At 66.3% G+C, this 26029-nt stretch carries 22 protein-coding genes; 18 read left to right on the plus strand and 4 right to left on the minus strand.

From position 1 onward, the window contains the following. Positions 1-180 precede the first annotated feature (180 nt). Positions 181-603, plus strand: a complete 423-nt coding sequence (locus EGT50_RS04900; protein WP_127951477.1) for an ester cyclase — start codon at positions 181-183, stop codon at positions 601-603. Positions 604-690: 87 nt separating this feature from the next. Here the strand turns inward: EGT50_RS04900 and yaaA are convergent, their stop codons facing one another. The 3 genes from yaaA to EGT50_RS04915 all read right to left on the minus strand — a co-directional run bounded on the left by yaaA (position 691) and on the right by EGT50_RS04915 (position 4409). Then, positions 691-1434: a peroxide stress protein YaaA gene (yaaA, locus tag EGT50_RS04905; protein WP_127951478.1), complete on the minus strand. Its 744-nt coding sequence runs from the start codon at positions 1432-1434 to the stop codon at positions 691-693. A 181-nt stretch (positions 1435-1615) separates the two neighbouring features. Further along, positions 1616-2122, minus strand: coding sequence for a hypothetical protein (locus EGT50_RS04910; RefSeq protein WP_127951479.1), 507 nt, complete (start codon positions 2120-2122; stop codon positions 1616-1618). A gap of 127 nt (positions 2123-2249) precedes the next feature. Further along, positions 2250-4409 (minus strand): hypothetical protein, encoded by a 2160-nt coding sequence (locus tag EGT50_RS04915; RefSeq protein ID WP_206615748.1) that lies wholly within the window; start codon positions 4407-4409, stop codon positions 2250-2252. Positions 4410-4644: 235 nt separating this feature from the next. Here EGT50_RS04915 and EGT50_RS04920 point away from each other — a divergent pair, with 235 nt between their 5' ends. The 17 genes from EGT50_RS04920 to nuoN all read left to right on the plus strand — a co-directional run bounded on the left by EGT50_RS04920 (position 4645) and on the right by nuoN (position 25503). Continuing rightward, positions 4645-6390, plus strand: coding sequence for a proline--tRNA ligase (locus EGT50_RS04920; protein WP_127951480.1), 1746 nt, complete (start codon positions 4645-4647; stop codon positions 6388-6390). 162 nt (positions 6391-6552) lie between these two features. After that, positions 6553-8277 (plus strand): acyl-CoA dehydrogenase family protein, encoded by a 1725-nt coding sequence (locus tag EGT50_RS04925; RefSeq protein WP_127951481.1) that lies wholly within the window; start codon positions 6553-6555, stop codon positions 8275-8277. A gap of 9 nt (positions 8278-8286) precedes the next feature. Beyond that, complete coding sequence (locus tag EGT50_RS04930; RefSeq protein ID WP_127951482.1) at positions 8287-8967, plus strand: O-methyltransferase; 681 nt, start codon at positions 8287-8289, stop codon at positions 8965-8967. A 70-nt stretch (positions 8968-9037) separates the two neighbouring features. Further along, positions 9038-9451 carry an Rv3143 family two-component system response regulator gene (locus EGT50_RS04935; RefSeq protein ID WP_127951483.1) on the plus strand — a complete coding sequence of 138 codons (414 nt, stop codon included), beginning with the start codon at positions 9038-9040 and terminating at the stop codon, positions 9449-9451. Positions 9452-9669: 218 nt separating this feature from the next. Continuing rightward, entirely contained in the window at positions 9670-10041 is a 372-nt protein-coding gene (locus EGT50_RS04940) for an NADH-quinone oxidoreductase subunit A (RefSeq protein WP_127951484.1), read from the plus strand. Positions 10042-10072: 31 nt separating this feature from the next. Beyond that, positions 10073-10657, plus strand: a complete 585-nt coding sequence (locus EGT50_RS04945; protein WP_127951485.1) for a NuoB/complex I 20 kDa subunit family protein — start codon at positions 10073-10075, stop codon at positions 10655-10657. Continuing rightward, positions 10654-11415, plus strand: coding sequence for an NADH-quinone oxidoreductase subunit C (locus tag EGT50_RS04950; RefSeq protein WP_127951486.1), 762 nt, complete (start codon positions 10654-10656; stop codon positions 11413-11415). The genes EGT50_RS04945 and EGT50_RS04950 overlap by 4 nt, the downstream gene beginning before the upstream one ends. After that, a complete protein-coding gene (gene nuoD / locus EGT50_RS04955; RefSeq protein WP_127951487.1) occupies positions 11412-12746 on the plus strand; it encodes an NADH dehydrogenase (quinone) subunit D in 1335 nt (444 codons plus the stop codon). Before EGT50_RS04950 ends, nuoD begins: the two co-directional genes overlap by 4 nt. Beyond that, a complete protein-coding gene (gene nuoF / locus EGT50_RS04960; RefSeq protein WP_127951488.1) occupies positions 12743-14851 on the plus strand; it encodes an NADH-quinone oxidoreductase subunit NuoF in 2109 nt (702 codons plus the stop codon). Before nuoD ends, nuoF begins: the two co-directional genes overlap by 4 nt. Beyond that, positions 14848-17313: an NADH-quinone oxidoreductase subunit G gene (locus EGT50_RS04965; RefSeq protein ID WP_127951489.1), complete on the plus strand. Its 2466-nt coding sequence runs from the start codon at positions 14848-14850 to the stop codon at positions 17311-17313. Before nuoF ends, EGT50_RS04965 begins: the two co-directional genes overlap by 4 nt. Continuing rightward, a complete protein-coding gene (gene nuoH / locus EGT50_RS04970; protein WP_127951490.1) occupies positions 17310-18608 on the plus strand; it encodes an NADH-quinone oxidoreductase subunit NuoH in 1299 nt (432 codons plus the stop codon). The genes EGT50_RS04965 and nuoH overlap by 4 nt, the downstream gene beginning before the upstream one ends. Then, positions 18601-19158, plus strand: a complete 558-nt coding sequence (gene nuoI, locus EGT50_RS04975; RefSeq protein ID WP_127951491.1) for an NADH-quinone oxidoreductase subunit NuoI — start codon at positions 18601-18603, stop codon at positions 19156-19158. Before nuoH ends, nuoI begins: the two co-directional genes overlap by 8 nt. Beyond that, positions 19158-20015, plus strand: coding sequence for an NADH-quinone oxidoreductase subunit J (locus tag EGT50_RS04980; protein ID WP_408014601.1), 858 nt, complete (start codon positions 19158-19160; stop codon positions 20013-20015). Before nuoI ends, EGT50_RS04980 begins: the two co-directional genes overlap by 1 nt. Continuing rightward, positions 20012-20311, plus strand: coding sequence for an NADH-quinone oxidoreductase subunit NuoK (gene nuoK / locus EGT50_RS04985; RefSeq protein WP_127951492.1), 300 nt, complete (start codon positions 20012-20014; stop codon positions 20309-20311). The genes EGT50_RS04980 and nuoK overlap by 4 nt, the downstream gene beginning before the upstream one ends. A gap of 1 nt (position 20312) precedes the next feature. Then, on the plus strand, positions 20313-22325 hold the full coding sequence (gene nuoL / locus EGT50_RS04990) for an NADH-quinone oxidoreductase subunit L (protein WP_127951493.1): 2013 nt from the start codon (positions 20313-20315) through the stop codon (positions 22323-22325). Next, entirely contained in the window at positions 22325-23902 is a 1578-nt protein-coding gene (locus tag EGT50_RS04995; RefSeq protein ID WP_127951494.1) for an NADH-quinone oxidoreductase subunit M, read from the plus strand. Before nuoL ends, EGT50_RS04995 begins: the two co-directional genes overlap by 1 nt. Next, complete coding sequence (gene nuoN, locus EGT50_RS05000; RefSeq protein WP_127951495.1) at positions 23899-25503, plus strand: NADH-quinone oxidoreductase subunit NuoN; 1605 nt, start codon at positions 23899-23901, stop codon at positions 25501-25503. Before EGT50_RS04995 ends, nuoN begins: the two co-directional genes overlap by 4 nt. Before the next feature lie 19 nt (positions 25504-25522). On the opposite strand, the gene EGT50_RS05005 is transcribed toward nuoN, so the two are convergent. After that, complete coding sequence (locus tag EGT50_RS05005; RefSeq protein ID WP_127951496.1) at positions 25523-26011, minus strand: nuclear transport factor 2 family protein; 489 nt, start codon at positions 26009-26011, stop codon at positions 25523-25525. Positions 26012-26029 lie beyond the last annotated feature (18 nt).

Raw genomic sequence — 26029 nt, forward strand, 5'->3', positions numbered from 1 at the left:
TGGCACACCTCGGTGGCAGCGAGGGCTATGCAGTCGGACAAGTCGCCTGGTGACGCCCGCCGTGTGACTGCGCTTGGCTGAATCGCCAAACCTCCCGGTCGCCCCTAGCGGATCGGCGCGAACTGATGCAGGCTGAAGAGGGAGTGTGGAGATTCTGCTCGGCACATTTGGGGGTTAGCCATGGCTACCGATCACAAATCCACGTCGAAATACCTGCTCGAACTCTGGGGTGACAACACCCCGCACAAGCCGGACGACTACCTGGCCGCGAACTACGTCAACCATCAGTTACCCGATGTTTCGGGCGGTACGTCGACGAAGTCGCTGGCTGAGTGGCACGCCCTGCTCGACGAGTTCCACAAGTCCTTCTCGGACGTGGACCTCGAAGTCATGGGCCAGGTTCAGGAGGGAGACTTCGTTTGCTCCTTCTTTCGGTTGACAGGCAAGCAGACCGATCTCTTCCAGGGCATCGCTGCTACTGGCAATACGAGTTCATGGACCGGCGTGCATACGGATCGCTACGAAGACGGCAAGCTCGTCGAGAGCTGGGTCAATTGGGACAAGTACAGCTTCCTGGAAGGCCTCGGACTCGCACCCAACTGACGGTTGATTCAGCGAGCGCCTAGCCAGCCATGGAGTACACGGAGGGGTTTCGAGATCGCTGTGAGACAAGCGAACTCGAAATCTCGCTCAGGTCAGTATGACGAGCTCCGAGTTCGATGCGACCTCCACCCGCAGCCCCGCCTTGGCCGCGACACGGGCGATGCCCTCGACGCTGTCCGGCTCGGCGCGGGTGACTGTCAGGGCCCGTGCGAGCAGGCCTTTGTGGTGTTTGTTGAAGTGGCTCACCACCTTACGGGTTCCGTCGGGCTGCTCGGTGAGGACTGTCGCGGATACCGCGCCCGGTACGGTACCCAGTTGTCGGTAGACGCCTGACCGTAGGTCGACGACCAGGCCGCCGTCGGCCTCCCTGAGCAGTGCGTCGGTCAGTTCCGGCTTCCACAACGACTGCAGCGTGCCGAAACCGGGCAGCTTGGAGCCTCCGGACAGCCGATACGCCGGGATCGAGTCGCCAGCCCGTACGGCCCCGAACAGCGCCGAGCCCATCGCGAGCCGACGTAACGCCTTCTCCCGCTGCGTCTTCGTGAACGACCGCGCGTCGAGGGCGTCGAAGAGCACACCCGTGTACCGCTCGATTGCTGGACGGGTGGGGGATACCCACAGCTTGGCGTTGCGTTCGATTTCGTCGGCCTGCTTGGGGCCGAGTCCCAGCGCGACGTTCGACGCCTCCGCGTCGGCTGACAGTTCGACGAGCGCCGTCACGAGCATCTCGCGGGTCTCGGTCAACTGCGGCATCGACAGCTCGCCCAGGTCGAGCGGCGCACCGTCGCCGCCGTGGGACTTCGTCTCGGAAGGGGGTAGCAGCACCAGCACGATCGCCAACCGTACCGCGGCGCGGACTCGCGCCCGTTCCTCGCCCGAGCCGAAACAGGCCCGACCTCCGCTCTGTGGAGCGGAGGTCGGGCCGTGGGATGACACGTGGTTCGTTCGAGGCGAAGTAGCCGGTGTCATCGCGAGTTTTCTCGACGGTCTAGGCAGCCGGAGTCGCGGGCACCTAGTTCGCCACGAAGCTGACCGGCGTCTGCGTGTCCTGGGTGCGGTCGGGGGAGCCGTGCGCGGCGACGGTGTAGATCGAGCAGCTGGTCTCGAGGCAGTTGGACTCTCCCTGGATCGCGACGACGTCGAGGGTGGTGGTCCAGTTGCCGTCGACGATGTCGCCGGACCGGAGCCACTCGCTGGCCATCCAGACACTCGCGTCGGTCGGGGAGAACTTGTCGTCCGGGACCAGGCCGACGTAGATGCCGAATCCTTCGCCGGAGAACCCTGTTCCGGAGACCGTGAGCGTCTCGCCGTCGGCGGCGATGTCCGTGGACTTCGAGAGGGTGACCTGCGGCCCGGCGGGCGTGGGGTCGCCGGTGCCGGGGTCGTCGGTGATCGGGGCGCCGGAACCGAAGTTGCCCAGCGAGCCGAAGGGGCTGGCCTGCGCTGCGCCGGCGCTGAGCGGCAGCGTGCAGGCGATGGCGGCAACTGTCACAACTGCGGACTTGATGGATGTGCGCATGTTCCTTCTTTCTGGTTTGGGGTTACCGCGTCGCGGCACATGGTAGGTAAGCCTAGCCTTAGCTCAATGTCAAGTTAATGGTCGGAGTCGCGGGATATCCAGCTGGGATATCCCTCATCTGAGGCGCTCAGGCGCGGCGGCGCAGGGCGAGGGTGGCCGCTACCGCGAAGCCGGCTCCGATGACGCAGCCGATGAGCAACGGAACGATCCAGGCGGTGGTGCGGGTGACCTCATCGGAGAGATTGCGGATCGTCGAAGAGACCGCCTCCTCCGCGTTCGAGAAGGAGCCGCCATCGTTCGAGCCGTCCTCGGAGGCCGTCAGAGCTGCGGCTTCCGCCTTGTCCGCGTTGGGTGCGTTGGGATCGTCGCCGAAGCTGACCGGCGTCTGTGTGTCTTGGCTGCGGTCACTCGAACCGTGTGCGGCGATCGTGTAGATCGAACACGCGTTCTTGGTGCAGTCGGAGTCACCCTTGACGGCTCTGACCTCCATGGTGGTCGACCACGCACCGTTGTCGATCCTCGCCGGTGTGATGTACGCCGCGGTGATCCAGGCGCTGGCGTCGGTGGTCGAGAACTTGTTCTCCTGGATGAGACCGACATAGATGCCGGGCGGAGCGCCCGAGAAGCCTGTGCCCGAGATGGTTATCGTCTCCCCCTCGATCTCCAGCCCCTTCGCCTTGGAGAGCCTTACCGCCACCGTCTTGTCCGCGTCGGGATCGCTGGCAGCGGTCTGCGGCGGCGGCTCGGTGACCGTGCCCGGTGCGACGCCGCCGACGAAGCTCACCGGCGTCTTACTGTCCTGGCTACGGTCCGAAGAGCCGTGAGCCATGACGGTGTAGATCGAGCAGGCGTTCTCGAGGCAGTCGAAGCTGCCCTGTACGGCGATCAGTTCCATCGAGATGGACCAGTTGCCGCCGGATATGTTCTCCGGCTTGATGAAGGCGGAGGTCATCCACGCCGATGCGTCCGTGTACGAGAAGACGTTGTCCTGGACCAGGCCGACGTAGATGCCCGGTTCTGCGCCAGAGAATCCGGAACCGGAGATCGTGACCGTCTCGCCGGACGGGGTGATGTCGCGGGACTTCGAGAGCGAGACCGAGAGGCCGCTGTTCGCGGTGAACGTCTCGCCCGGTGCGGCATCTGCGGCGCCGTCACCTGTTTCCCCCCCGTCGTCGCCGGACGTTGCGTCGCCATCGTCCGTGACCGGGGGCGCGGTGCCGACAAAGCTGATTTGGGTCACGGTGTCCTGACTTCGGTCGGACGAACCGTGAGCCGCAAGGGTGTAGATGGCGCACGCGTTGCTGACGCAGTCTCCGCCCGAGAACGCACCGACGGCGTTGAGTGTCGTCGAGAAGGAACCGCCGGGAATGTCGTCGGACTTGATGAACTGTGCGTCGTGGAAGACCGACGCGTCGGTGAACGAGTATCGGTCCATCTGGGCGATACCGATGTAGATGCCCGGCCCGGTGGTCGAAAAACCACTGCCGTTGACGGTGATATCTTCTCCGCCCGCGTCGAGCCCGCTCGTCTTGCTCGCGCTGATCTGCGGTCCGCTCCCGGTAGCGGGCGGTGTGGTGGTTGGCTCGGGTTCCGTGGTGGTTGGCTCGGGTTCCGTGGTGGTTGGCTCGGGTTCCGTGGTGGTTGGCTCGGGTTCCGTGGTGGTTGGCTCGGGTTCCGTGGTGGTTGGCTCGGGTTCCGTGGTGGTGGTTGGCGGGGGTGTTGTGGTGGTGGTGGTCGGGGGTGCCGCCACTGCGAAGGAAACCGGGGTCTTGGTGTCCTGGGTGCGGTCGGATGAGCCATGGGCGGCGATGGTGTAGATCGAGCAGGCGTTCTGGGTGCAGTCCGAGTCGCCGCTGACGGCCTCGACGTCTATTGAGGTGGACCAGGTTCCGGCCGTGATCAGGCTCGGTCGCACGAACTCGGCCGAGATCCAGGCGTCGGCGTTGGTGGTGGAGAACTTGTCGTCTTGGACGAGACCGACGTAGATGCCAGGGTCGGCGCCCGAGAACCCGGTCCCGGAGACGGTGACGGTTTCGCCCTCGGCCCGCAGACCTGTTGTCTTGCTGACGGTGGTGGCCGGAGTGCTGGCGGCGACTGCGAGGGCAGCGGTGCGGTCCTCGGAGGCGGTGCGGTCTTCGGAGGCGGTGCGGTGCTCGGAGGCGGTGCTGTCCTCAGAAACGGCGCTGTCGGTGGAGACGTCGGGGTCGGCCACGGCGATGCTCACTGGCGTCGTCAACGCCAAGGTGATTGCCGTGGTCACGATGGCAGCCCTGCTGAACGTGCGCATCTTCCTTCTTCCTGGTCTTCCTGGTCGCAGCCGCACTCGCGGCACATAAGGGCGAACAAAACCGAGATGAGGGTAGCCTATGCAAAGGAAGGGGAGCCTAAGCTACCTCGAATCTGAATTTGCGGAGCGCCGCAGCCAACATCGAGGACAGAGCCCCCGGGCTTGCCGCACAGCGTGTCGCACGGCGGTCCCCTGGAGCGTGTATGCGCAGGTCGACAGGCTAGGCTGATGCGTCGTGATCACCCGCATGTCGCACCTGTTCCTACGCACCCTGCGCGACGACCCGGCCGACGCCGAGGTCGCCAGCCACAAGCTGCTGGTTCGCGCCGGCTACGTGCGTCGCGTCGCGCCTGGCGTCTACTCGTGGCTGCCGCTCGGTCTGCGGGTGTTGCGAGAGGTGGAACGGGTGGTCCGCGAGGAGATGGACGCGATCGGCGGCCAGGAGATCCTGCTGCCGGCGCTACTGCCCCGTGACCCGTACGAGACGACCAACCGCTGGACCGAGTACGGCGACGGACTGTTCCGGTTGCAGGACCGCAAGGGCGGCGACTACCTGCTGGGCCCGACCCACGAGGAATTGTTCGCCCTCACCGTCAAGGGTGAGTACAACTCGTACAAGGACTTCCCGGTCACCCTTTACCAGATGCAGACCAAGTACCGCGACGAGGAGCGTCCCCGCGCCGGCATCCTGCGTGGTCGCGAGTTCGTGATGAAGGATTCCTACAGCTTCGACCTCACCGACGAGGGCCTCGCAGAATCGTATCGGGCGCACCGCGATGCGTACGAGCGCATGTTCCAGCGCCTCGGCGTCAGGTACGTGATCGTTTCCGCGACGTCGGGCGCGATGGGCGGCAGTGCATCGGAAGAGTTTCTCGCCGAGAGCGAGGTCGGCGAGGACACTTACGTCCGCTGTGTCGAGTCTGGATACGCCGCGAACGTCGAGGCCGTCGAAACCCTCGCGCCGGAGCCGACCCCGATCGACGGCTTGCCGGAGGCCAAGATCCACGACACCCCCGGAACCCCGACCATCGAAGCGCTCGTCGAGTGGGCCAACCGGGCGGGCCTGGGCCGCACGATTACCGGCGCCGACACCCTCAAGAACATTATCGTCAAGATCCGGCAGCCGGGCGGCGAGTGGGAGTTACTGGCTATCGGCATTCCCGGCGACCGCGAAGTGGACGACAAGCGCCTCGAGGCGTCACTCGAGCCCGCAGAGGTCGCGATGCTCATGGATGAGGACTTCGAAAAGTATCCGTTCCTCGCCAAAGGTTACATCGGCCCGAAGGCGCTGCTGGACAACGATGTTCGCTACCTTGTGGACCCCCGCGTCGTGGACGGCACGGCGTGGATCACCGGTGCCGACGTCGTCGGCAAGCACTATGTCGACCTCGTCGCCGGACGCGACTTCACGCCGGACGGCACTATCGAGGCCGCCGAAGTGCGCGACGGGGATCCGTCGCCGGACGGTGCCGGCCCGCTTGTCTCTGCACGTGGCATCGAAATCGGTCACGTTTTCCAACTCGGCCGTAAGTACACCGACGCTTTCGCCGTCGACGTGCTTGGCGAGAACGGCAAGCCAGTCCGTCCGACCATGGGCTCGTACGGCGTCGGGGTCTCACGCCTGGTCGCCGTCATTGCCGAGCAGCACCACGACGACAAGGGCCTCCGTTGGCCCGCGGAGGTCACTCCGTTCGACGTGCACCTGGTGATCGCGAACAAAGACGAGGCGGCCCGCGAGGGCGCCGAGACGCTGGCCGTCGAGCTCGACAAAGTAGGTATCGAGGTCCTTATCGACGACCGGAAGGCCTCGCCTGGCGTGAAGTTCAAGGATTCCGAGCTGATCGGCGTCCCGCTCGTCGTGGTCGTCGGCCGCGGATACTCAGATGGCAAGGTGGAAGTGCGCGACCGCTTCACCGGCGAGTCGCGCGAGGTTCCCACCGACGTCGCGCTCGCCGAAATCCGCGCCGCCGTGCGGGGCTGATACCCTTCCCTGCCAGCGCGGTTCGAGCATTTGAGGGCTCGGTCTCGTGACCCGGGCGCGACAAGCGCGGAAAATGCAGGGTGATCCGGACCGATCCGGAGGACAGTGGAAGCTGTGACCCCGACCGGGGTCGATGTTTACGTTTGGCGAAGGGTGAGGCCGGTGGAACGACTGCTACTGAATCCACGCGATTACGACCCAGCGCGGTTCGACCCGAACACGCGCAGATTGTTGCGTGCCACTATCGACTGGTTCGAGTCCAGAGGTAAACGTCGGCTTCTGCAGGACGATCTGCACGCGGTGTGGCCGCGGGACTTTCTGGACTTCGTCGGTAGCGAGAAGCTGTTCGCGACGTTCATGACCCCGGCCGCCAACGCCGGGGGTGATCCCAACAAGCGGTGGGACGCGGCCCGCAACGCCGCGCTCAGCGAGATCCTCGGGTTCTACGGCCTGGCGTACTGGTACGCGTGGCAGGTGACCGTGCTGGGACTGGGGCCGATCTGGATGAGTGCCAACGGATCGGCGCGTGAACGTGCCGCCGAGCAACTCGACGCGGGCGGTGTCATGGCATTCGGCCTGTCCGAGCGCGAACACGGTGCGGACGTGTACTCGACCGACATGCTGCTCACACCCGCCGAGGACGGGGCGGTGGCTTTCCGGGCGAACGGCACCAAGTACTACATCGGCAACGGCAACGTGGCGGGCATGGTGTCGGTATTCGGTCGCCGCACCGACATCGAGGGCACCGACGGGTACGTCTTCTTCGTCGCCGACAGCCGAAACTTGCATTACCGGTTGATCGACAACGTCGTGCACGGCCAGATGTACGTCAGCACCTTTGCGCTCCGCGACTATCCGGTGCGCGAGGAGGACATCCTGCACACCGGGGCCGACGCCTTCTCGGCGGCGCTGAACACCGTCAACGTCGGCAAGTTCAACCTGTGCACGGCGTCGATCGGGATGTGCGAGCACGCGTTCTTCGAGGCGATCACGCACGCGCACAACAGGATTCTCTACGGCAAGCGGGTGACCGATTTCCCGCACGTGCGGGCGAACTTCGTCGACGCCTACTCCCGACTGGTGGCGATGAAGCTCTTCAGTGCCCGGGCCGTCGACTACTTCCGGAGCGCCGGGCTCGAGGACCGCCGTTACCTGCTCTTCAACCCCATGACCAAGGCGAAGGTCACCTCCGAGGGCGAGGAGGTGATTGCGCTCCTGCACGACGTGATCGCGGCCAAGGGATACGAGAAGGACACCTACTTCCGAGAGGTCGCCGAACTGATCGGTACGCTGCCCAAGCTCGAGGGCACGGTGCACGTCAACGTGGGGCTGATCCTCAAGTTCATGCCGAACTACCTGTTCAACCCCGTCGAATATCCGGAAATCGACACCCGCGTGGACGCCGCCGACGACGCGTTCTTCTGGGCACAGGGCCCCACGCGCGGTGCTGCGAAGGTGCAGTTCCACGACTGGACCCGTGTCTACACCGAGCACTCCGACATCCCCAATGTCGCCCGCTTCCTCGAGCAGGCGCTCGCTCTGCGGGAACTGCTCGCGACCGCGGGACCGGACGATGCTCAACGGGAGGACCTCGACTTCCTGCTGACCGTCGGTCACCTATTCGAACTCGTCGTGTACGGGCAACTGATCCTCGAACAGGCCGACATCGTCGGCCTCGACCGCGATCTCATCGAGCAGATCTTCGACTTCCAGATCCGGGACTTCTCGCGGTATGCAGTTGCGTTGCATGGAAAGACGTCGTCCACCGCGGAGCAGCAAAAGTGGGCGCTCGACGTGATCCGCAAGCCCGTCGTCGACACCGACCGGTTCGAACGAGTGTGGGAGCAAGTCGTCGCCTACGACGGTGCCTACGAGATGGGTTCCTAGGCTGAAGCGATGGGAGACGACATCGAACGCGCGCACTGGGCCGAGGTCGACAAGTATCTCGTCGAGACCCTGATCGGGGCCGACGACGACCTGGCGGCGGCGCTCGAGGCGAACGGCGCGGCCAAGCTGCCGCCGGTCGATGTCTCTCCGACGCACGGTAGGTTCCTGAACCTGTTGGCGCGCATGATCGGTGCCACTCGGGTGCTCGAAGTCGGCACCCTCGGCGGCTACAGCACCATCTGGCTCGCCCGCGCCGTCGGCGACTCCGGGCGGGTCGTGACGCTCGAATACGACCCCGAGTACGCTGCGGTCGCCCGCGCGAACCTCGACCGTGCCGGTGTCGGGAGCCGTGTCGATATCCGGATCGGAGCTGCACTCGACACGCTGCCCGGCGTCGAGGCCGACGGGATGGGGCCGTTCGATCTGGTATTCGTCGACGCCGACAAGGTGAACAACTCCAACTACGTGCGGTGGGCGTTGCGACTTTCGCGTCCAGGCACCGTGATCGTGGTCGACAACGTGGTCCGTGGCGGATCGGTCTCCAACCCCGACCTCGACGACGATGCGGTTCGAGCCAGCCGGGAGGTCCTCGGCATGCTGGCTACCGAACCACGCGTGGACGCCACCGCGCTGCAGACCGTCGGGTCCACTGGTTGGGACGGGTTCGCACTGGCGCTCGTGGTGGGTTGAGTGGCCGATCCGGCCCGCACTCGGTCGCGCTTCCGGGTGTCCGAGCGCGTGCGGCCGTAGCATCGTTGTCGTGGTGAATCCGACCGTCCGCTCCGAAGGTTCTGGCCCGCTGCGCGTGCTCGTCTACAGCAGCGCTGCCGCGACGCGTGAGCAGGTGATGCGCGCTCTCGGTACGCACCCACACCCCGACCTGCCCCAGATCGAATACACCGAGGTCGCGACCGAGCCGATGGTGATCCGCACGATGGACGCCGGAGGTATCGACCTCGCGATTCTCGACGGCGAGGCGGCGCCCGCGGGTGGTATGGGTATCGCCAAGCAACTCAAGGACGAGCTCGACGCCTGCCCGCCTGTCGTGGTGCTCACCGGTCGCGTGGACGACCGCTGGCTCGCCGACTGGTCGCGTGCCGAGGCCGTTGTGCAGCACCCGATCGAGCCGTTCCGGCTTGCAGAGGCAGTCGTCCCCCTGCTGCGGCGCGCGTAACGTATCTGAGTCCTCCGAGGCGTCCTCCCCGGCGCCGCGCCGGCACCCCAGCGACTCGCGGGTAAAACCGAACCCAAGTGCGAGCACTATCCCGGTACGCTGAGCCGTAGATCACATTCGGCGGGTAGGTATTCCTGATTGCGTGATTGTGCGTCTCTCGTGGCTACCCGTCGTGCGTGCTCACTTTGTGGGCTCACGACGAGAGGAGCAGAGACGCAGTGAATGCGTACGTGCCGATTCTCGTGCTCGGGGCCATCGCCGTCGCCTTCGCGGTGTTCTCCGTGGTCGTCGCGACGGTGGTCGGCCCCAGGCGGGCCAACCGGGCGAAGCTCGAAGCGTATGAGTGCGGTATCGAACCGGTTCCGCAGCCTGCCACCGGGCGGGCGGGCGGGCAACGGATCCCGGTCAAGTACTACCTGACGGCGATGCTGTTCATCATCTTCGACATCGAGATTGTGTTCCTCTACCCGTGGGCGGTGCATTTCGATGCCCTCGGATTGTTCGGTCTGGTCGCAATGGCCCTGTTCGTCTTTACCGTTTCGGTGGCCTACGTATACGAGTGGCGGCGTGGGGGATTGAGCTGGGACTGAGCGGTCCCCGCAGGAGGGAGGTGAGTCTGGCATGGGTCTCGAGGAGAAGGTGCCGAGTGGTTTCTTGCTCAGCACGCTCGAAACCGTCGCCGGTTACGCCCGCAAGGGTTCGCTGTGGCCGGCCACGTTCGGCCTAGCGTGCTGCGCGATCGAGATGATGGCGACCACGTCAGGGCGCTTCGACCTCGCGCGCTTCGGTATGGAGGCTTTCCGTGCGTCACCTCGACAGGCCGACCTGATGATCGTTGCCGGACGAGTGAGCCAGAAGATGGCACCGGTCCTCCGGCAGGTGTACGACCAGATGGTCGAACCCAAGTGGGTGCTGGCTATGGGAGTCTGCGCGTCGTCGGGCGGGATGTTCAACAACTACGCGATCGTGCAGGGCGTCGACCACGTCGTCCCGGTGGACATTTACCTACCTGGCTGCCCGCCCCGACCCGAGATGTTGCTCAACGCAATCCTGGAGCTACACGAGAAGATTCAGCACATGCCCCTCGGTGTGAATCGCGAACAGGCGGTCCGGGCCGCGGAGGAGGCCGCACTAGCTGCACGACCGGCGCAGCCCGCGATCGACCTCGGGATGCCGGGTCGCGACGCCGGGACAGTGCTGCGATGACGTCTGATCGCGACCGCAACCCGCACGGGACCGACCCCGAGGCGACCGCCGGACCGGAGGGCACGGTTCCTCCCGAACGCGTCGCCGGCGGGGAGATGATCGGCCTTCGCCAGGGGATGTTCGGGGTCTCCGGCACCGGCGACACCTCCGGCTATGGCCGTCTACTGCGTCCGGTGACGTTGCCCGGCCGCGCGTCCCGTCCGTACGGCGGGTGGTTCGACGAGGTCGTCGACACGCTCGAGACCGCGCTGGCCGATGGTGACGACACCGGCGCCGTGCTCGACGACGCCGTCGAGAAGGTCGTGGTGTTTCGTGACGAACTGACGCTGCATGTGCGGCGGGAGTACCTGCCGCTGCTCGCACGGCTGCTGCGGGACGACCCGGGTCTGCGATTCGAGCTGTGTCTCGGGGTGAGCGGTGTGCACTATCCGCAGGACTCCGGACGGGAACTGCACGCGGTGTATCCGCTGATGTCGATCACCCACGGTCGCCGGCTGCGCCTCGAGGTGGCCGTGCCGGACGCCGATCCGCGCATTCCGTCGCTGTACCGGATCTATCCGACCACTGACTGGCACGAGCGGGAGACGTACGACTTCTTCGGGCTCGTCTTCGAGGGCCATCCAGCACTCACCCGGATCGAGATGCCCGATGACTGGGTGGGACATCCCCAGCGCAAGGACTATCCGCTCGGTGGCATACCCGTGGAGTACAAGGGGGCGACGGTCCCACCACCGGACGAGCGGAGGGGCTACCAGTGAACAATCCTCGCGAAACCCTCGATCAGGACAACAGCGACGGTGCGGTGTTCACCGTCTCGGGGCAGGACTGGGACGAGCTCGTCGACGCCGCGACCGAAGCCCAGAGGTCCGGCGCCGAGCGCATCGTCGTCAACATGGGGCCGCAACATCCGTCCACCCACGGGGTGCTGCGGTTGATCCTCGAGATCGAGGGCGAAACCGTCACCGAGGCCCGTTGCGGAATCGGGTACCTGCACACCGGAATCGAGAAGAATCTCGAGTATCGGAACTGGACACAGGGCGTCACTTTCGTCACCCGCATGGACTACCTGGCGCCATTCTTCAACGAGGTGGCGTACTGCCTCGGCGTGGAGAAGCTGCTCGACATCACTGACCAGATCCCCGAGCGCGCCACCGTAATCCGGGTGCTTCTGATGGAACTCAACCGGATCTCCTCGCACCTGGTCGCGCTGGCGACCGGCGGCATGGAATTGGGCGCGATCACACCGATGCTCTTCGGGTTCCGTGAACGTGAACTGGTCCTCGACATCTTCGAGATGATCACGGGCCTGCGCATGAACCACGCTTACATCCGCCCGGGTGGACTCTCTCAGGATCTGCCCGACGGTGCCGTGGAGAAGGTACGCGAGCTGCTCGACCTGATGCCGCGCCGGCTACGCGACCTGGAGAACCTCCTCAACGAGAACCCGATCTGGAAGGCGCGCACGCAGGGCATCGGCTACCTCGATCTCACGGGGTGCATCGCACTCGGCATCACCGGTCCGATCCTGCGGGCGACCGGGCTGCCACTCGATGTGCGCCGGACCGATCCATACTGTGGCTACGAGACGTACGACTTCGACGTCGTCACCGATACCGGATCGGACTGTTACGGCCGATACCTCGTCCGCGTCCGGGAACTGGCCGAGTCGCTGAAGATCGTCGAACAGTGTCTGGACCGGTTGAGCCCCGGGCCGGTCATGTTGGCGGACAAGAAGATCGCGTGGCCCGCCGACCTGACGGTCGGCCCGGACGGACTCGGTAACTCGTTAGAGCACATCCAACGGATCATGGGCACATCGATGGAGGGTTTGATCCACCACTTCAAACTCGTGACCGAGGGGTTCCGGGTTCCCCCCGGACAGGTGTACGTTGCGGTGGAGTCCCCGCGCGGCGAGTTGGGCGTGCACATGGTGAGCGACGGAGGCACGCGGCCGTATCGGGCACACTATCGCGATCCGTCGTTCACCAACCTTCAGGCAGTGTCGGCGATGTGCGAGGGCGGCATGGTGGCGGATGTGATCGCGGCGGTGGCCAGTATCGACCCCGTCATGGGGGGAGTGGACCGATGAGCGATCAACGCGCCTCTCCCGGACCGGTATTCGTCGACCTATCGCCGCGACCCCAGGAACGGGAGCAGTTCCCACCGGACGTAGCGGACCGGCTGGCAGCCGAAGCCGAGGAGATCATCGCCCGCTACCGCTCCCGCGGCGGCGAACCCCGTTCCGGTGAGCCCCCCGGTACCGAGCGTTCCGCGCTGATGCCCCTCCTGCATCTCGTCCAGGCCGAGGAAGGCTACGTCTCGGCAGCCGGAATCGACTTTTGTGCAAGACAACTCGGACTGACCGCGGCAGAAGTGACCGCGGTGGTCACGTTCTACACGATGTACCGCCGTAATCCCACGGGCACGTACCACGTGGGGGTGTGCACCAACAGCCTGTGCGCTGTGATGGGCGGCGACGCGATCTACGCGGCCCTCCGTGAGCATCTGGAGATCGGGAACGGCGAGACCACCGCCGACGGTGCCGTGACGCTCGAGCACGTCGAGTGCAACGCGGCCTGCGACTTCGCGCCGGTCATGATGGTCAACTGGGAGTTCTTCGACAACCAGACACCCGCCTCTGCCATCGAGGTGGTCGACGCGCTGCAGGCGGGGCAGTCCGTGACACCCACGCGTGGTGCACCACTGTGCTCCTTCCGGGACACCACGCGGATCCTGGCGGGGTTCCCGGACCCTAGGCCCGGTGCGCTCGAGGCTGGCGGCGGCGCGGGTCCGGCTACCGTAGCCGGGCTGCAGGCGTCGCGCGAGGGCACGGCCGGCGCGCCGGACGGGCCTTCGCTGACGCCGGTCCTGAGTAGCCACTGGGACGATGCCCGGTCCTGGACCCTCGAGACGTATCAGCGGCACGAGGGCTACGACGCGTTGCGCAAGACGCTGCGGATGAACCCGGACGAGGTGATCCAGACCGTCAAGGAGGCCGGGCTGCGCGGCCGTGGCGGCGCGGGATTCCCGACCGGCATGAAGTGGTCGTTCATCCCGCAGGATCCGTCCAACAGCGTCGTCACGGGAACCGTCAAGCCGCATTACTTGGTGGTAAACGCCGACGAGTCGGAACCGGGTACCTGCAAGGACATTCCGCTGATGCTCGCGACGCCCCACGCACTCATCGAGGGCGTGATCATTGCCGCCTATGCGATCCGGGCGTCACGGGCGTTCGTGTACCTGCGTGGCGAGGTGGTTCCGGTCCTGCGCCGGTTGCAGGCTGCGGTAGCCGAGGCCTACGACGCCGGCTACCTCGGCAACGACATCCTCGGTTCCGGCTTCGACCTCGACGTCGTGATCCACGCCGGTGCAGGCGCCTACATCTGCGGGGAGGAGACTGCGCTCCTCGACTCGCTCGAGGGCCGACGTGGGCAGCCCCGCCTACGGCCACCCTTTCCGGCGGTCGAGGGGCTGTACGCGTGCCCCACGGTGGTCAACAACGTGGAGTCGATTGCCAGCGTGCCGCCGATCATCCTGCGTGGTCCGGAATGGTTCCGCAGCATGGGAAGCGAGGCGTCCCCCGGATTCACGTTGTACTCGCTCTCCGGTCACGTGAGGCGCCCCGGCCAGTACGAGGCGCCGCTGGGAATCACGTTGCGGCAGCTGCTCGAGTACGCAGGCGGCGTCCGGAAAGGGCATCGGCTCAAGTTCTGGACGCCGGGCGGCTCGTCGACGCCGATCCTCACCGACGAGCACCTGGACGTGCCGCTCGACTACGAGGCCGTCGCCGAAGCGGGATCGATGCTCGGCACCAAGGCGCTGCAGATATTCGATGAGACCACGTGCGTCGTTCGAGTGGTGTTGCGGTGGACGGAGTTCTACGCGCACGAGTCGTGCGGCAAGTGCACCCCGTGTCGGGAGGGCACGTACTGGCTGGTGCAGATCCTCGAACGGCTCGAACGTGGCGAAGGCACCGAGGAAGATCTCGGCAAGCTGCTCGACATTTCCGACACTCTCCTCGGCAAGTCGTTCTGCGCGCTCGGCGACGGCGCGGCCAGCCCGATCATGTCCTCACTGAAGTACTTTCGCGACGAGTTCGTCACGCACTTCGAACACGGCGGTTGCCCCTTCGACCCGGAGGACTCAGCGCTCGTGGCCAGGGTCGTGGCCCGACCGGAAGGGGAGAGAACATGACCGTGACCGCGGGAGCCGACGCGTCCGGCCAGCCGGTACCGTCGGACCGGGTGACGCTTACGATCGACGGCGTCGAGGTGACGGTACCCAAGGGGACTCTCGTCATCCGCGCCGCCGAGGGGATCGGGATCCAGATCCCCCGGTTCTGCGACCATCCGCTGCTCGAGCCGGTCGGTGCCTGTCGGCAATGCCTTGTAGAGGTCGAGGGGCAGCGTAAACCACTCGCGTCTTGTACGACCGTGGCGACGGACGGCATGGTGGTCCACACGCAGGTCACCTCCGAGGCCGCGGACAAGGCGCAGAAGGGCGTGATGGAGCTGCTGCTCATCAACCATCCGCTCGACTGCCCCGTGTGCGACAAGGGTGGCGAGTGCCCGCTGCAGAATCAGGCGATGTCGAGCGGTCGCGCGGAGTCCCGCTTCGGCGGAATCAAACGCACATTCCCCAAACCGATTCCGCTGTCCACCGAGGTACTGCTCGACCGCGAACGCTGCGTACTGTGCGCGCGCTGCACGCGGTTCTCCCAGCAGATCGCCGGCGACCCTATGATCGAACTTCTCGAGCGCGGTGCGCTGCAACAGGTCGGGATCGCAAACGGGGAGCCGTTCGACTCCTACTTCTCCGGTAATACTGTGCAGATCTGTCCGGTCGGTGCGCTCACGGGCGCGGCGTACCGGTTCCGGGCACGGCCGTTCGACTTGGTGTCGAGCCCGAGTGTCTGCGAGCACTGCGCGAGCGGGTGCGCGCAGCGCACCGACCACCGTCGCGGAACCGTCCTGCGCCGCCTCGCGGGCGACGATCCGCAGGTCAACGAGGAGTGGAACTGCGACAAGGGACGCTGGGCGTTCGCGTACGCAACGGAACCGGATCGGATCGAGACGCCATTGGTTCGCGACGCGTCCGGCGAGTTGAGGCAGGCTTCGTGGCCCGAAGCTCTCGCAGTCGCCGCTCGCGGTCTGGCGTCGGCATCCGGCGGCACCGGCGTCCTCGTCGGCGGCCGCGTGACCGTCGAGGATGCGTACGCCTACGCCAAGTTCGCCCGTGTCGTGCTCGGCAGCAACGCGATCGACTTCCGGTCCCGCCTGCACTCGGACGAGGAGACCGAGTTCCTCGAGTCCCGGATCGCCGGCCGCGTCATCGGCGCTGATCAGGCAGCGGTCACCTACGAGGATCTCGAGCGCGCATCTTCCGTACTGCTCGTCGCGTTCGAGCCGGAGGAGGAGTCGCCGATCGTCTTTCTCCGGTTGCGCAAAGCGGTAAGCAAGAGGCGGACCGTGGTCATGTCGATCGCTCCGTACACCACCCGCGGGCTCGAGAAGATCCCCGGGAGGCTCCTGCGTGCGGTACCGGGCGACGAACCGGCGATTCTCGACGAACTGGCCGAGTCGGACTTTCTGCGATCGCCCGGTGCGGTGATCCTGGTTGGGGAGCGGGCAGCCGGTATTCCGGGAGCGCTGTCGGCCGTCGGGCGCCTGGCGGACGCTACGGGTGCCCGGATCGCATGGATTCCGCGGCGTGCGGGTGAACGGGGTGCCCTCGAGGTCGGGGCGCTACCGACCCTGCTGCCGGGTGGGCGGCCCGTCGCCGATCTCGCTGCACGGCAAGAGGTTGCCGCCGCATGGGGAGTCGATGAACTTCCCGGCGGTGCGGGCCGGGACACGTCGAAGATCCTCGCGGATGCCGCCGCGGGTGCGCTCGGTGCTCTGCTGGTCGGCGGCGTCGAACCCGACGACCTGCCCGACCCGGACGTCGCGACGGCTGCGCTGGATGCCGCCGGATTCGTCGTGAGCCTCGAGCTTCGACGCAGTACCGTCACCGACCGCGCCGACGTGGTGTTCCCGGTGGCGCCCACGGCGGAGAAACCGGGTGCGTTCGTCGACTGGGAGGGGCGGGTGCGCCCGTTCGAAGCTGCTTTGCGCGACACCGGCGCGGTACCCGACCAGCGAGTGCTGGACGCTCTGGCCACAGAGATGGACGTCCCGCTCGGGTTGCCGGACGTCGCCGCCGCGCGCATCGAGATTGCGCGGCTGGGCACGTGGGGTGGTGCGCAGCCGCCGTCCCCCGATGTCGCTCCACGCTCTGCGCCCGAACCGGGGCCCGGCGAGGCGATCCTGACGTCCTGGCGAATGCTTCTCGACCAAGGACGCATGCAGGACGGCGAACCCTATCTCGCAGGGACGGCTCGTCCTCCCGTCGTGCGTCTGTCCGCCGACTGCGCCGCCGAGATCGATGCACGGGAGGGCGATCCGGTGACCGTCGGAACCGACCGAGGTTCGGTCACCCTGCCGTTGGAGGTCGCCGATTTGCCGTATCGGGTGGTGTGGCTGCCGCTGAACTCGCCCGGATCGGCGGTCTACCGGCAGCTCGGCGTCCGGCCCGGCGACATCGTCGGCATTCGCCGCGCCGAACCTGACGACGGTGCTGCCGCGGCGTCCGGAACCCGGGGGGAGGCCCAGCGATGACCGTCCTCGCCGCCGCAGACCTGTCGATGTTCGGTCGCGATCCGTGGTGGCTGGTGGTCGGGAAGGCGTTGGCCATCTTCGTTTTCCTGGTGCTGACGGTGCTGATCGCGATCTACGTCGAACGCAAGGTGCTGGCATGGATGCAGATGCGCGTCGGCCCTGACCGGGTCGGCCCGCGTGGACTCCTGCAGACCCTCGCGGACGGCATCAAACTCGCCCTCAAGGAAGGCATCGTCCCGAAGGGCGTCGACAGACCGATCTACATCCTCGCGCCGGTCATCGCGACCGTACCGGCGTTCATGGCGTTCGCGGTGATTCCCTTCGGCCCTGAGGTGTCGATCCTCGGACAGCAGACACCGCTGCAGTTGACGGACCTACCCGTCGCTGTGTTGTACATCCTCGCCGTCACGTCCGTCGGTGTGTACGGAATCGTGCTGGCCGGCTGGGCATCCGGATCGACGTATCCGCTTCTCGGTGGACTGCGGTCGACAGCGCAGGTGATCTCGTACGAGGTGGCGATGGGCCTGACGTTTGCGGCGGTCTTCCTCGACGCCGGGACGATGTCGACCTCAGGCATCGTCGATGCACAGTACGGCACGTGGTACGTCTTCCTCCTGCTGCCGTCTTTCCTCATCTACGTGACATCGATGGTCGGCGAGACCAACCGCGCGCCGTTCGACCTGCCGGAGGCCGAGGGCGAACTCGTCGGCGGCTTCCACACCGAGTACTCGTCGCTGCGTTTCGCGATGTTCATGCTCGCCGAGTACGTGAACATGGTGACGGTCTCGGCGCTGGCCGCCACGATGTTCCTGGGCGGCTGGCATGCGCCCTGGCCGCTGAACATGTGGTCGGGCGCGAACGCGGGTTGGTGGCCGCTGCTGTGGTTCGTCGCGAAGGTGTGGCTGTTCCTGTTCGTGTTCATGTGGTTGCGCGCGACCCTGCCACGGCTGCGCTACGACCAGTTCATGAACCTCGGATGGAAGATCCTGATCCCAGTCGCCCTCGGGTGGGTGATGGTGGTCGCGACCGTGCGGGGGTTCCGCAACGAGGGGTACGACGTGGGCTGGGTCATCCTGTTCGTCGGTGGAGCTCTCGTCGGACTCCTGCTCTTGGCGCTGTTGGGGCGCCGCTTCGCAACCGAGCATGCCCCGCCCGCTGAAGAATCTGCCGCCGCCGCACCATTCGATCCGATGGCCGGCGGCTTCCCCGTCCCGCCACTCCCGACCCCGTCGGCGCGCACCACAGCCGGCGTCGGGCCGTCGCGGGGTTCCCGAAAGGAGGATTTCGATGCCTGAGTTCCTCGACTCCGTCGCAGGTTTCGGTGTGACCTTCTCAACGATGTTCAAGAAGCCGGTGACCGAGTTCTACCCCGAGGAGAAGGTGCCGACCGCGCCCCGTTACCACGGTCGGCACCAGCTCAATAGGCACCCGGACGGGCTCGAGAAGTGCATCGGCTGTGAACTGTGTGCCTGGGCGTGCCCGGCTGACGCGATTTATGTCGAGGGCGCCGACAACACCGAGGAGGAGCGGTACTCGCCGGGGGAGCGGTACGGCCGCATCTACCAGATCAACTATCTGAGATGCATCGGCTGCGGGCTGTGCGTCGAGGCGTGCCCGACTCGCGCGCTCACGATGACGACCGATTACGAGATGGTCGACGACAACCGCGCCGACCTGATCTACGAGAAGGATCGCCTGCTCGCTCCGCTGCAACCCGGGATGGAGGCTCCACCGCACCCCATGGCTCCCGGCACGACCGACGAGGACTACTACCGCGGAAGGGTGACCGGCGCGGCGGCCGAAGCGGCGCAAGCTGAGTCGGCGAAAGCCGAGGAGGTGAGGTAGTGGAGGTTGTGACCGCCCACCCGGCTGCGTTCTTTGCCGCGGACCTGCTCACCCGGACATCCACCGGAGAGGGTGTGCAATTCTGGATACTCGGCACGGTCGCGGTGCTCGGCGCGCTCGGTGTGGTCGCCTCACCCAAGGCCGTCTACTCGGCGATATTCCTCGCGATGACCATGATTGTGCTCGCGGTGCTCTACGTCGCCCAGGGCGCGCTGTTCCTCGGTGTCGTGCAGGTGGTCGTCTACACCGGCGCGGTGATGATGCTGTTCCTGTTCGTGTTGATGCTCGTCGGCGTCGACTCGTCGGACTCCCTCGTGGAAACGCTTCGCGGACAACGCGTCGCCGTGGTGACGGCGGGCCTCGGCTTCGGCCTGCTGCTGATCGGCGGACTCGGCAACGCCGCCATCGGCGTGTCTCGTGCGGGTGAGATCGGATTCGTCGGATTCGGCCCGTCCGGCGAGGTAGTGGAGGGGCGACCCGTCCCGAACGTCGAGGGCCTCGCCGAGATCGTCTTCCTCCGCTACGTCTGGGTATTCGAACTCACCGGAGCCCTGTTGATCACTGCGACGATCGGCGCGATGGTGCTGGCACACCGGGAACGATTCGAGCGCCGCCTGTCCCAACGGGAATTGTCGCAGCAACGCTTCCGGGACTGGGGTGCGAGTGATCCCGAGGCCACCGTCGCGACACGTGTGACCCCGCTGCCCAGCCCCGGCGTCTACGCGCGCGGCAACGCCGTCGACATTCCGGCCCGTTTGCCGGACGGATCCGTCGCACGAGAATCTGTTTCGCGTGTCCTCGATCCGCGAGAGGCGCCGCCGTCGGGCGCGCCGCCGAACGGTGAGGAGCAGCGATGAATCCCGAGAACTACCTATACCTGGCGGCGCTGCTGTTCACGATCGGCGCGGCCGGAGTATTGCTGCGCCGCAACGCGATCGTCGTGTTCATGTGTATCGAATTGATGCTCAACGCTTGCAACCTTGCGTTCGTCACGTTCGCGCGTATGCACGGAAGCCTCGACGGCCAGGTGTTCGCGTTCTTCACGATGGTTGTAGCGGCGGCCGAGGTCGTCGTGGGCCTCGCGATCATCATGACCATCTTCCGTACTCGCCGTTCGGCCTCGGTCGACGACGCCGACCTGCTGAAGTACTGACATGGACTGGGGGACGGGAATTCACGCGCTCATCTGGCTTCTACCGGTACTTCCACTCGTCGGTGCGACGATCCTGCTGTTGACCGGTCGGCGCAGCGACCGCTGGGGTCACTTGCTCGGCTGCGCGACTGCGCTCGCGTCGTTCGTGCTGGCGGCGGCCTTGTTCGTCGACATGCTCGGGCGCGACGACGCCGATCGGATCGTGCACCAGAACCTGTTCAGCTGGTTGCCTGTGGCCGGACTCCAGGTGGACTTCGGCCTCCGCCTCGACCCCCTGTCGATGTGCTTCGTGCTCCTCATCACCGGCGTCGGCTCGCTCATCCACATCTACTCCGTCGGCTACATGAGCCACGGTCCGGATCCGTCGGGTCGGTCCACAGGATTCGCACCCGGTCGCCGACTGTTCTTCGCCTACCTCAACCTGTTTCTCGCGGCGATGCTGCTGCTGGTGCTCGCCGACAACTACTTCGGCCTGTACGTCGGCTGGGAGGGCGTCGGTCTCGCGTCGTACTTGCTGATCGGCTTCTGGCAGTACAAGCCCACGGCGGCCACCGCCGCGAAGAAGGCGTTCATCGTCAACCGCGTGGGTGACATGGGGTTGATCGTTGCGCTCATGATCATGTTCGCGACGTTCGGATCGGTGTCGTTCACGGACGTGTTCGGCGGCGCCGGGTCCGCGAGTGACGGCGCACTCACCGCGATGGGCCTGGTGCTGCTCCTTGCGGCGTGCGGCAAGTCGGCGCAGGTCCCACTCCAGTCGTGGCTCGGCGACGCGATGGAGGGCCCGACACCCGTGTCCGCCCTCATCCATGCAGCGACGATGGTCACGGCCGGCGTCTACCTGATCGTGCGATCCGGCCCGATCTTCGAGGCGGCCCCGGCGGCCCAGGTCGCGGTCCTCATCGTCGGGGCGGTGACGCTGCTCTTCGGTGCGGTCATCGGTTGCGCGAAGGACGACATCAAGAAGGCTCTCGCAGCGTCGACGATGAGCCAGATCGGGTACATGGTGATGGCCGCCGGACTCGGCCCGGCCGGGTACGCGGCCGCGATCATGCTGCTGCTCGCGCACGGCTTCTTCAAGGCCGGCCTCTTCCTGGGCGCGGGATCGGTGATGCACGGCATGAACGACGAGACCGACATGCGCCGGTACGGCGGCCTGCGGACCCTGATGCCGATCACGTTCGTGACGTTCGGGCTCGGCTATCTCGCGATCATCGGGATCCCGCCGTTCTCTGGCTTCTTCGCCAAGGACAAGATCATCGAGTCCGCGTTCGATTCCGGCGGCGCTGGTGGGACCGCACTTGGCGTCGTCGCGATGCTCGGGGCCGGTATCACCGCGTTCTACATGACGCGCGTGACCCTGATGACCTTCTTCGGCGAGCGGCGGTGGGCGGCAGGAGCGGAGCCTGCGGAGCGACCAGAAAACGCAGGAGCGGAGCCTGCGGAGCGACCAGAAGACACGGTTACCGACCCGCACGAGTCGCCGGGCATCATGACGGTCCCGATGATCGTGCTTGCGGCGGGATCGGTCGCCGCGGGCGGCCTGTTGGCGATGGGAAGCGCGCTCGAGCACTGGCTCGAGCCCGTGTGGACCGAATTCGGGTCCGCTGCGGAACATGCCGAGCCGGCCGTGCCGGTCTGGGTGATCACCCTCACCACACTGGCCGTGGTCCTGGTCGGCGTCAGGATCGCGTGGCGGCAGTACGGCGCCCGGCCCGTCCCCGTCGAGGCGCCCGTGGACGTGTCGGGGCTGACGGTTGCCGCCCGCCGCGATCTGTACGGCGATGACGTCAACGAGACGATTTTCATGCGGCCCGGACGGCGGTTGGTGGCGGGGCTGAAGGTGGTCGAGGACCGAGGGATCGACGGCGTCGTGCGGATCGTTCCGGCGGTGCTCGGCTTCGCCTCGGTTGTGCTCAGACGGTTGCAGACCGGGTTCGTGCGGTCGTACGCGTTGTACATGTTCATCGGCGCGGCCCTCGTGGTCGCGGCCGTACTGGTGGGGAGGGTGTAGTGGACGGCTTTCCCTGGTTGACGGCGCTTTGGCTGCTGCCGCTCGCCGGCGCGGTTGCGACGATGGCAACGCCCGCGCACCGGCGCGGGCTGGCACGATCGGTCGCGCTCGTCGCGGCTGTCGCAGCCCTGGTCGTGGCGGTGGTGGTCGCGGTCCGGTTCGATCCGGCAGGCTCGCAGTACCAGTTCGTCGAGTCACGTTCGTGGATACCGGCGTTCGGCACTCGATACGAACTCGGGCTCGACGGCATCGCGCTGGCCCTGGTGCTGCTCACGGTGGTACTCGTGCCGCTGCTGCTGGTCGCGGGATGGCGGGACGGTGCGTTGGAGGAACGACGTCCGCGCGCCACACACACCTATGTCGCGTTGATCCTCGTCGTCGAGTCGATGGTCCTGATGTCGTTCCTTGCGCTCGACATCCTGCTGTTCTACGTGTTCTTCGAGGCCATGCTCATCCCGATGTACTTCCTCATCGGTGGTTTCGGGCAGCCGGGGCCCGGGCGGTCGAGGGCTGCGGTGAAGTTCCTGTTGTACAACCTCTTCGGCGGCCTGATCATGCTGGCAGCCGTGATCGGCGTCTACGTCGTGACGGCCGGCGCGGACAGCCCGTTCGCGTCGGGGACGTTCGATCTGCGGGCCATAGCCGCGGCGGTCGCGTCCGGCGACCTGACGATGAACGCACCGGTGGCCAACGCGTTGTTCCTGGGCTTCATGTTCGCGTTCGCGGTCAAGGCCCCGCTGTGGCCACTGCACAGTTGGCTTCCCGACGCCGCGGTGCAGGCGACACCGGTGAGCGCGGTGCTGATGATGGCTGTGGTGGACAAGGTCGGCACCTTCGCGATGCTGCGCTACTCCCTGCAGTTGTTCCCGGACGCCGCACAGTATTTCGCGCCACTCGTGATCACGCTCTCCGTGGTCAGCATCGTGTACGGGGCGTTGCTCGCGGTCGCTCAAACCGATGTCATGCGGTTGATCGCGTACACGTCGATCTCGCATTTCGGGTTCATCGTGCTGGGGGTGTTCGCGATGACCAGCCAGGGCCAGAGCGGTTCGACGCTGTACATGGTCAACCACGGGATCTCGACCGCGGCGCTGATGCTCGTGGCCGGATTCCTGGTGTCGCGGACCGGAACGCGCGTGATCGCCGACTACGGAGGCGTCCAGAAGGTAGCTCCACTGCTCGCGGGCACCTTCCTGATCGCGGGCCTGGCCACGCTGTCGCTCCCGGGCCTCGCACCGTTCGTCAGCGAGTTCCTGGTGTTCGTCGGCACGTACACGCGCTACCCGGCCGCGGCGGTGCTCGCGACCATCGCGCTGGTGCTTGCCGCGCTGTACGTGCTGTGGCTGTACCAGCGGATGATGACGGGCCCGGTCACGGACGGCAGCAAGCACATTCGCGACCTCAGACGCCGTGAGATGGTGGTGGTGGCGCCGCTCATCGCCCTGCTGGTGGTCCTCGGTGTCTATCCGAAGCCGATGCTTGACGTCATCACTCCCGCTGTCGCGGGCACGCTCACCACGATCGACCGGCCTGACCCAGCCCCGACGGCCGCCGAGCAGGACGGAGGCGCCCGATGAACACTGACATGGACGCGGTGCTCCAGGCCCCGAGCATCGAGTACAGCCAACTGGCCCCGATGCTGATCGTGTTCGCGGTCGCGGTCGTCGGCGTGCTCGTGGAAGCCTTCGCCCCACGACGCGTCCGCTACACCACGCACCTCGGACTCGCACTCGGCGGACTCGTCGCCGCGTTCGTCGTGGTGGTCGCGCTCGCCGGTACCCGCAACGCAGCGGCCGTGGGCAGCGTGGCCATCGACGGACCGACCCTGTTTCTGCAGGGCACGATCCTTCTCGTCTCGATCCTGGCGGTGTTGCTCATCGCCGATCGTGGACTGGATCGGGCGGTGGCCGGAGCCGAGACGGCCGCTCTCGGGGCCGGGGTCGGAGTCGGGCCAGTGGACGCCTTCACCCCCCGCGCAGCGGCGGTACCGGGTAGCGCCGCCGAGAAGGAGGCCATCAGGGCCGGGGTGACGCAAACCGAGGTCTTTCCGCTGGTGCTGTTCGCCATCGGCGGCATGCTGCTCTTTCCAGCGGCCAACGACCTCCTGACGATGTTCGTCGCGCTCGAGGTCCTCTCGCTGCCGCTGTACTTGCTGTGTGGGCTCGCACGTCGCCGTCGCTTGCTCTCCCAGGAAGCGGCAATGAAGTACTTTCTGCTGGGCGCGTTTTCGTCCGCGTTCTTCCTCTTCGGCGTGGCACTGCTTTATGGCTTTGCGGGCACGGTCCAACTGCCCGGAATCGGGCAGGCGATCGAACAGCGTTCCGGCGACCTCATTCTCGCGCAGATCGGCCTGGGGATGCTGGCGGTCGGTCTGTTGTTCAAGGTCGGTGCCGTACCGTTCCACTCCTGGATCCCCGACGTCTACCAAGGCGCGCCGACGCCGATCACAGCGTTCATGGCGTCGGCGACCAAGATCGCGGCTTTCGGTGCGGCGCTGCGCGTGTTCTACGTCGCGGTGCCGGGGCTAAGCGTCGACTGGCGCCCCGTTCTGTGGGCGGTCGCGATTCTGACGATGCTCCTCGGCGCGGTTCTTGCGATCACGCAAACCGACGTCAAACGCATGCTGGCGTACTCGTCGGTGGCACACGCGGGCTTCATCCTCACCGGCGTGATCGCCGGGAACGACGCGGGGATCTCGTCGACCATCTTCTACCTGCTCGCTTACGGCTTCAGCACGCTCGGCGCGTTCGCGGTCGTGACCCTGGTGCGCGATTCGTCGGGAGCGGAGGTCACCGACCTGGCCCGGTGGGCCGGCCTCGGCCGCACATCAGCGCCCCTCGGCATCGTTTTCGCCCTGTTCCTGCTGTCGTTCGCCGGTATCCCGCTCACCAGCGGCTTCGTGAGCAAGTTCGCTGTCTTCCAGGCGGCGGCGTCCGGGGGAGCGGTCCCCCTCGTGGTCGTCGGCGTGATCAGCAGCGCGATCGCGGCGTTGTTCTACGTCCGTGTCATCGTCCTGATGTTCTTCGCGGACCCGCCAGAGGACGCTCCTGCTGTGGTGGTGACCAGCGCCCCGACGGTCTCGGCGGTCACCGTCGCCGGCGTGGTGACTGTCGCCTTGGGCGTCGTGCCTCAACCGGTGCTCGATCTCGCGGACAGGGCCGGCAGTTTCCTGACCTGATCGGAACTGGTGTGGCCGATCAGGCTTCGGTGACGACAGTGCCCTCCGGGAGTGGTCGGGTCATCGACCACAGCGTAATCGACTGACACTTCGACATCTTCCACTCGCCGTTCTCGACGACGTACTCGTCGACGTACTCGATCGAGCGAACGGTCTCGGTGTTCTCGATGAGGTTGACCTGGCGAAAGGCGAGTGTCCACTTACCGGAGGCCAGGTCGTCGCCGTGCAGTGTGATGTCGGGATGGAGTGCGTGGTGCATGTCGAGGATGACGTTCTTGCCGTCGACCTTCCGCAGCGCGATGTTGCGGAACACCTCGGCGATCGCGTCGGCGTCGTCGAACTTGCCGAGTGGGCCGTAGTCGATCTGCGCGCCGGTGCAGATGAAGCACGCGCGGAAAGTGTCGGCGTCCTTCGCGTCGCAGGCTCGCAGGTATCGGTGCTTGAGGGCCTTGATGGCCTCGATCCGCTCGAGGTCGGCGAGGCGCTGTTCGATCGTGCGTTCCGTCATGAGGCGGTCCTCTCGTTC

The organism is Rhodococcus xishaensis (assembly GCF_004011825.1).
In the GTDB taxonomy this organism is placed as follows: domain Bacteria; phylum Actinomycetota; class Actinomycetes; order Mycobacteriales; family Mycobacteriaceae; genus Prescottella; species Prescottella xishaensis.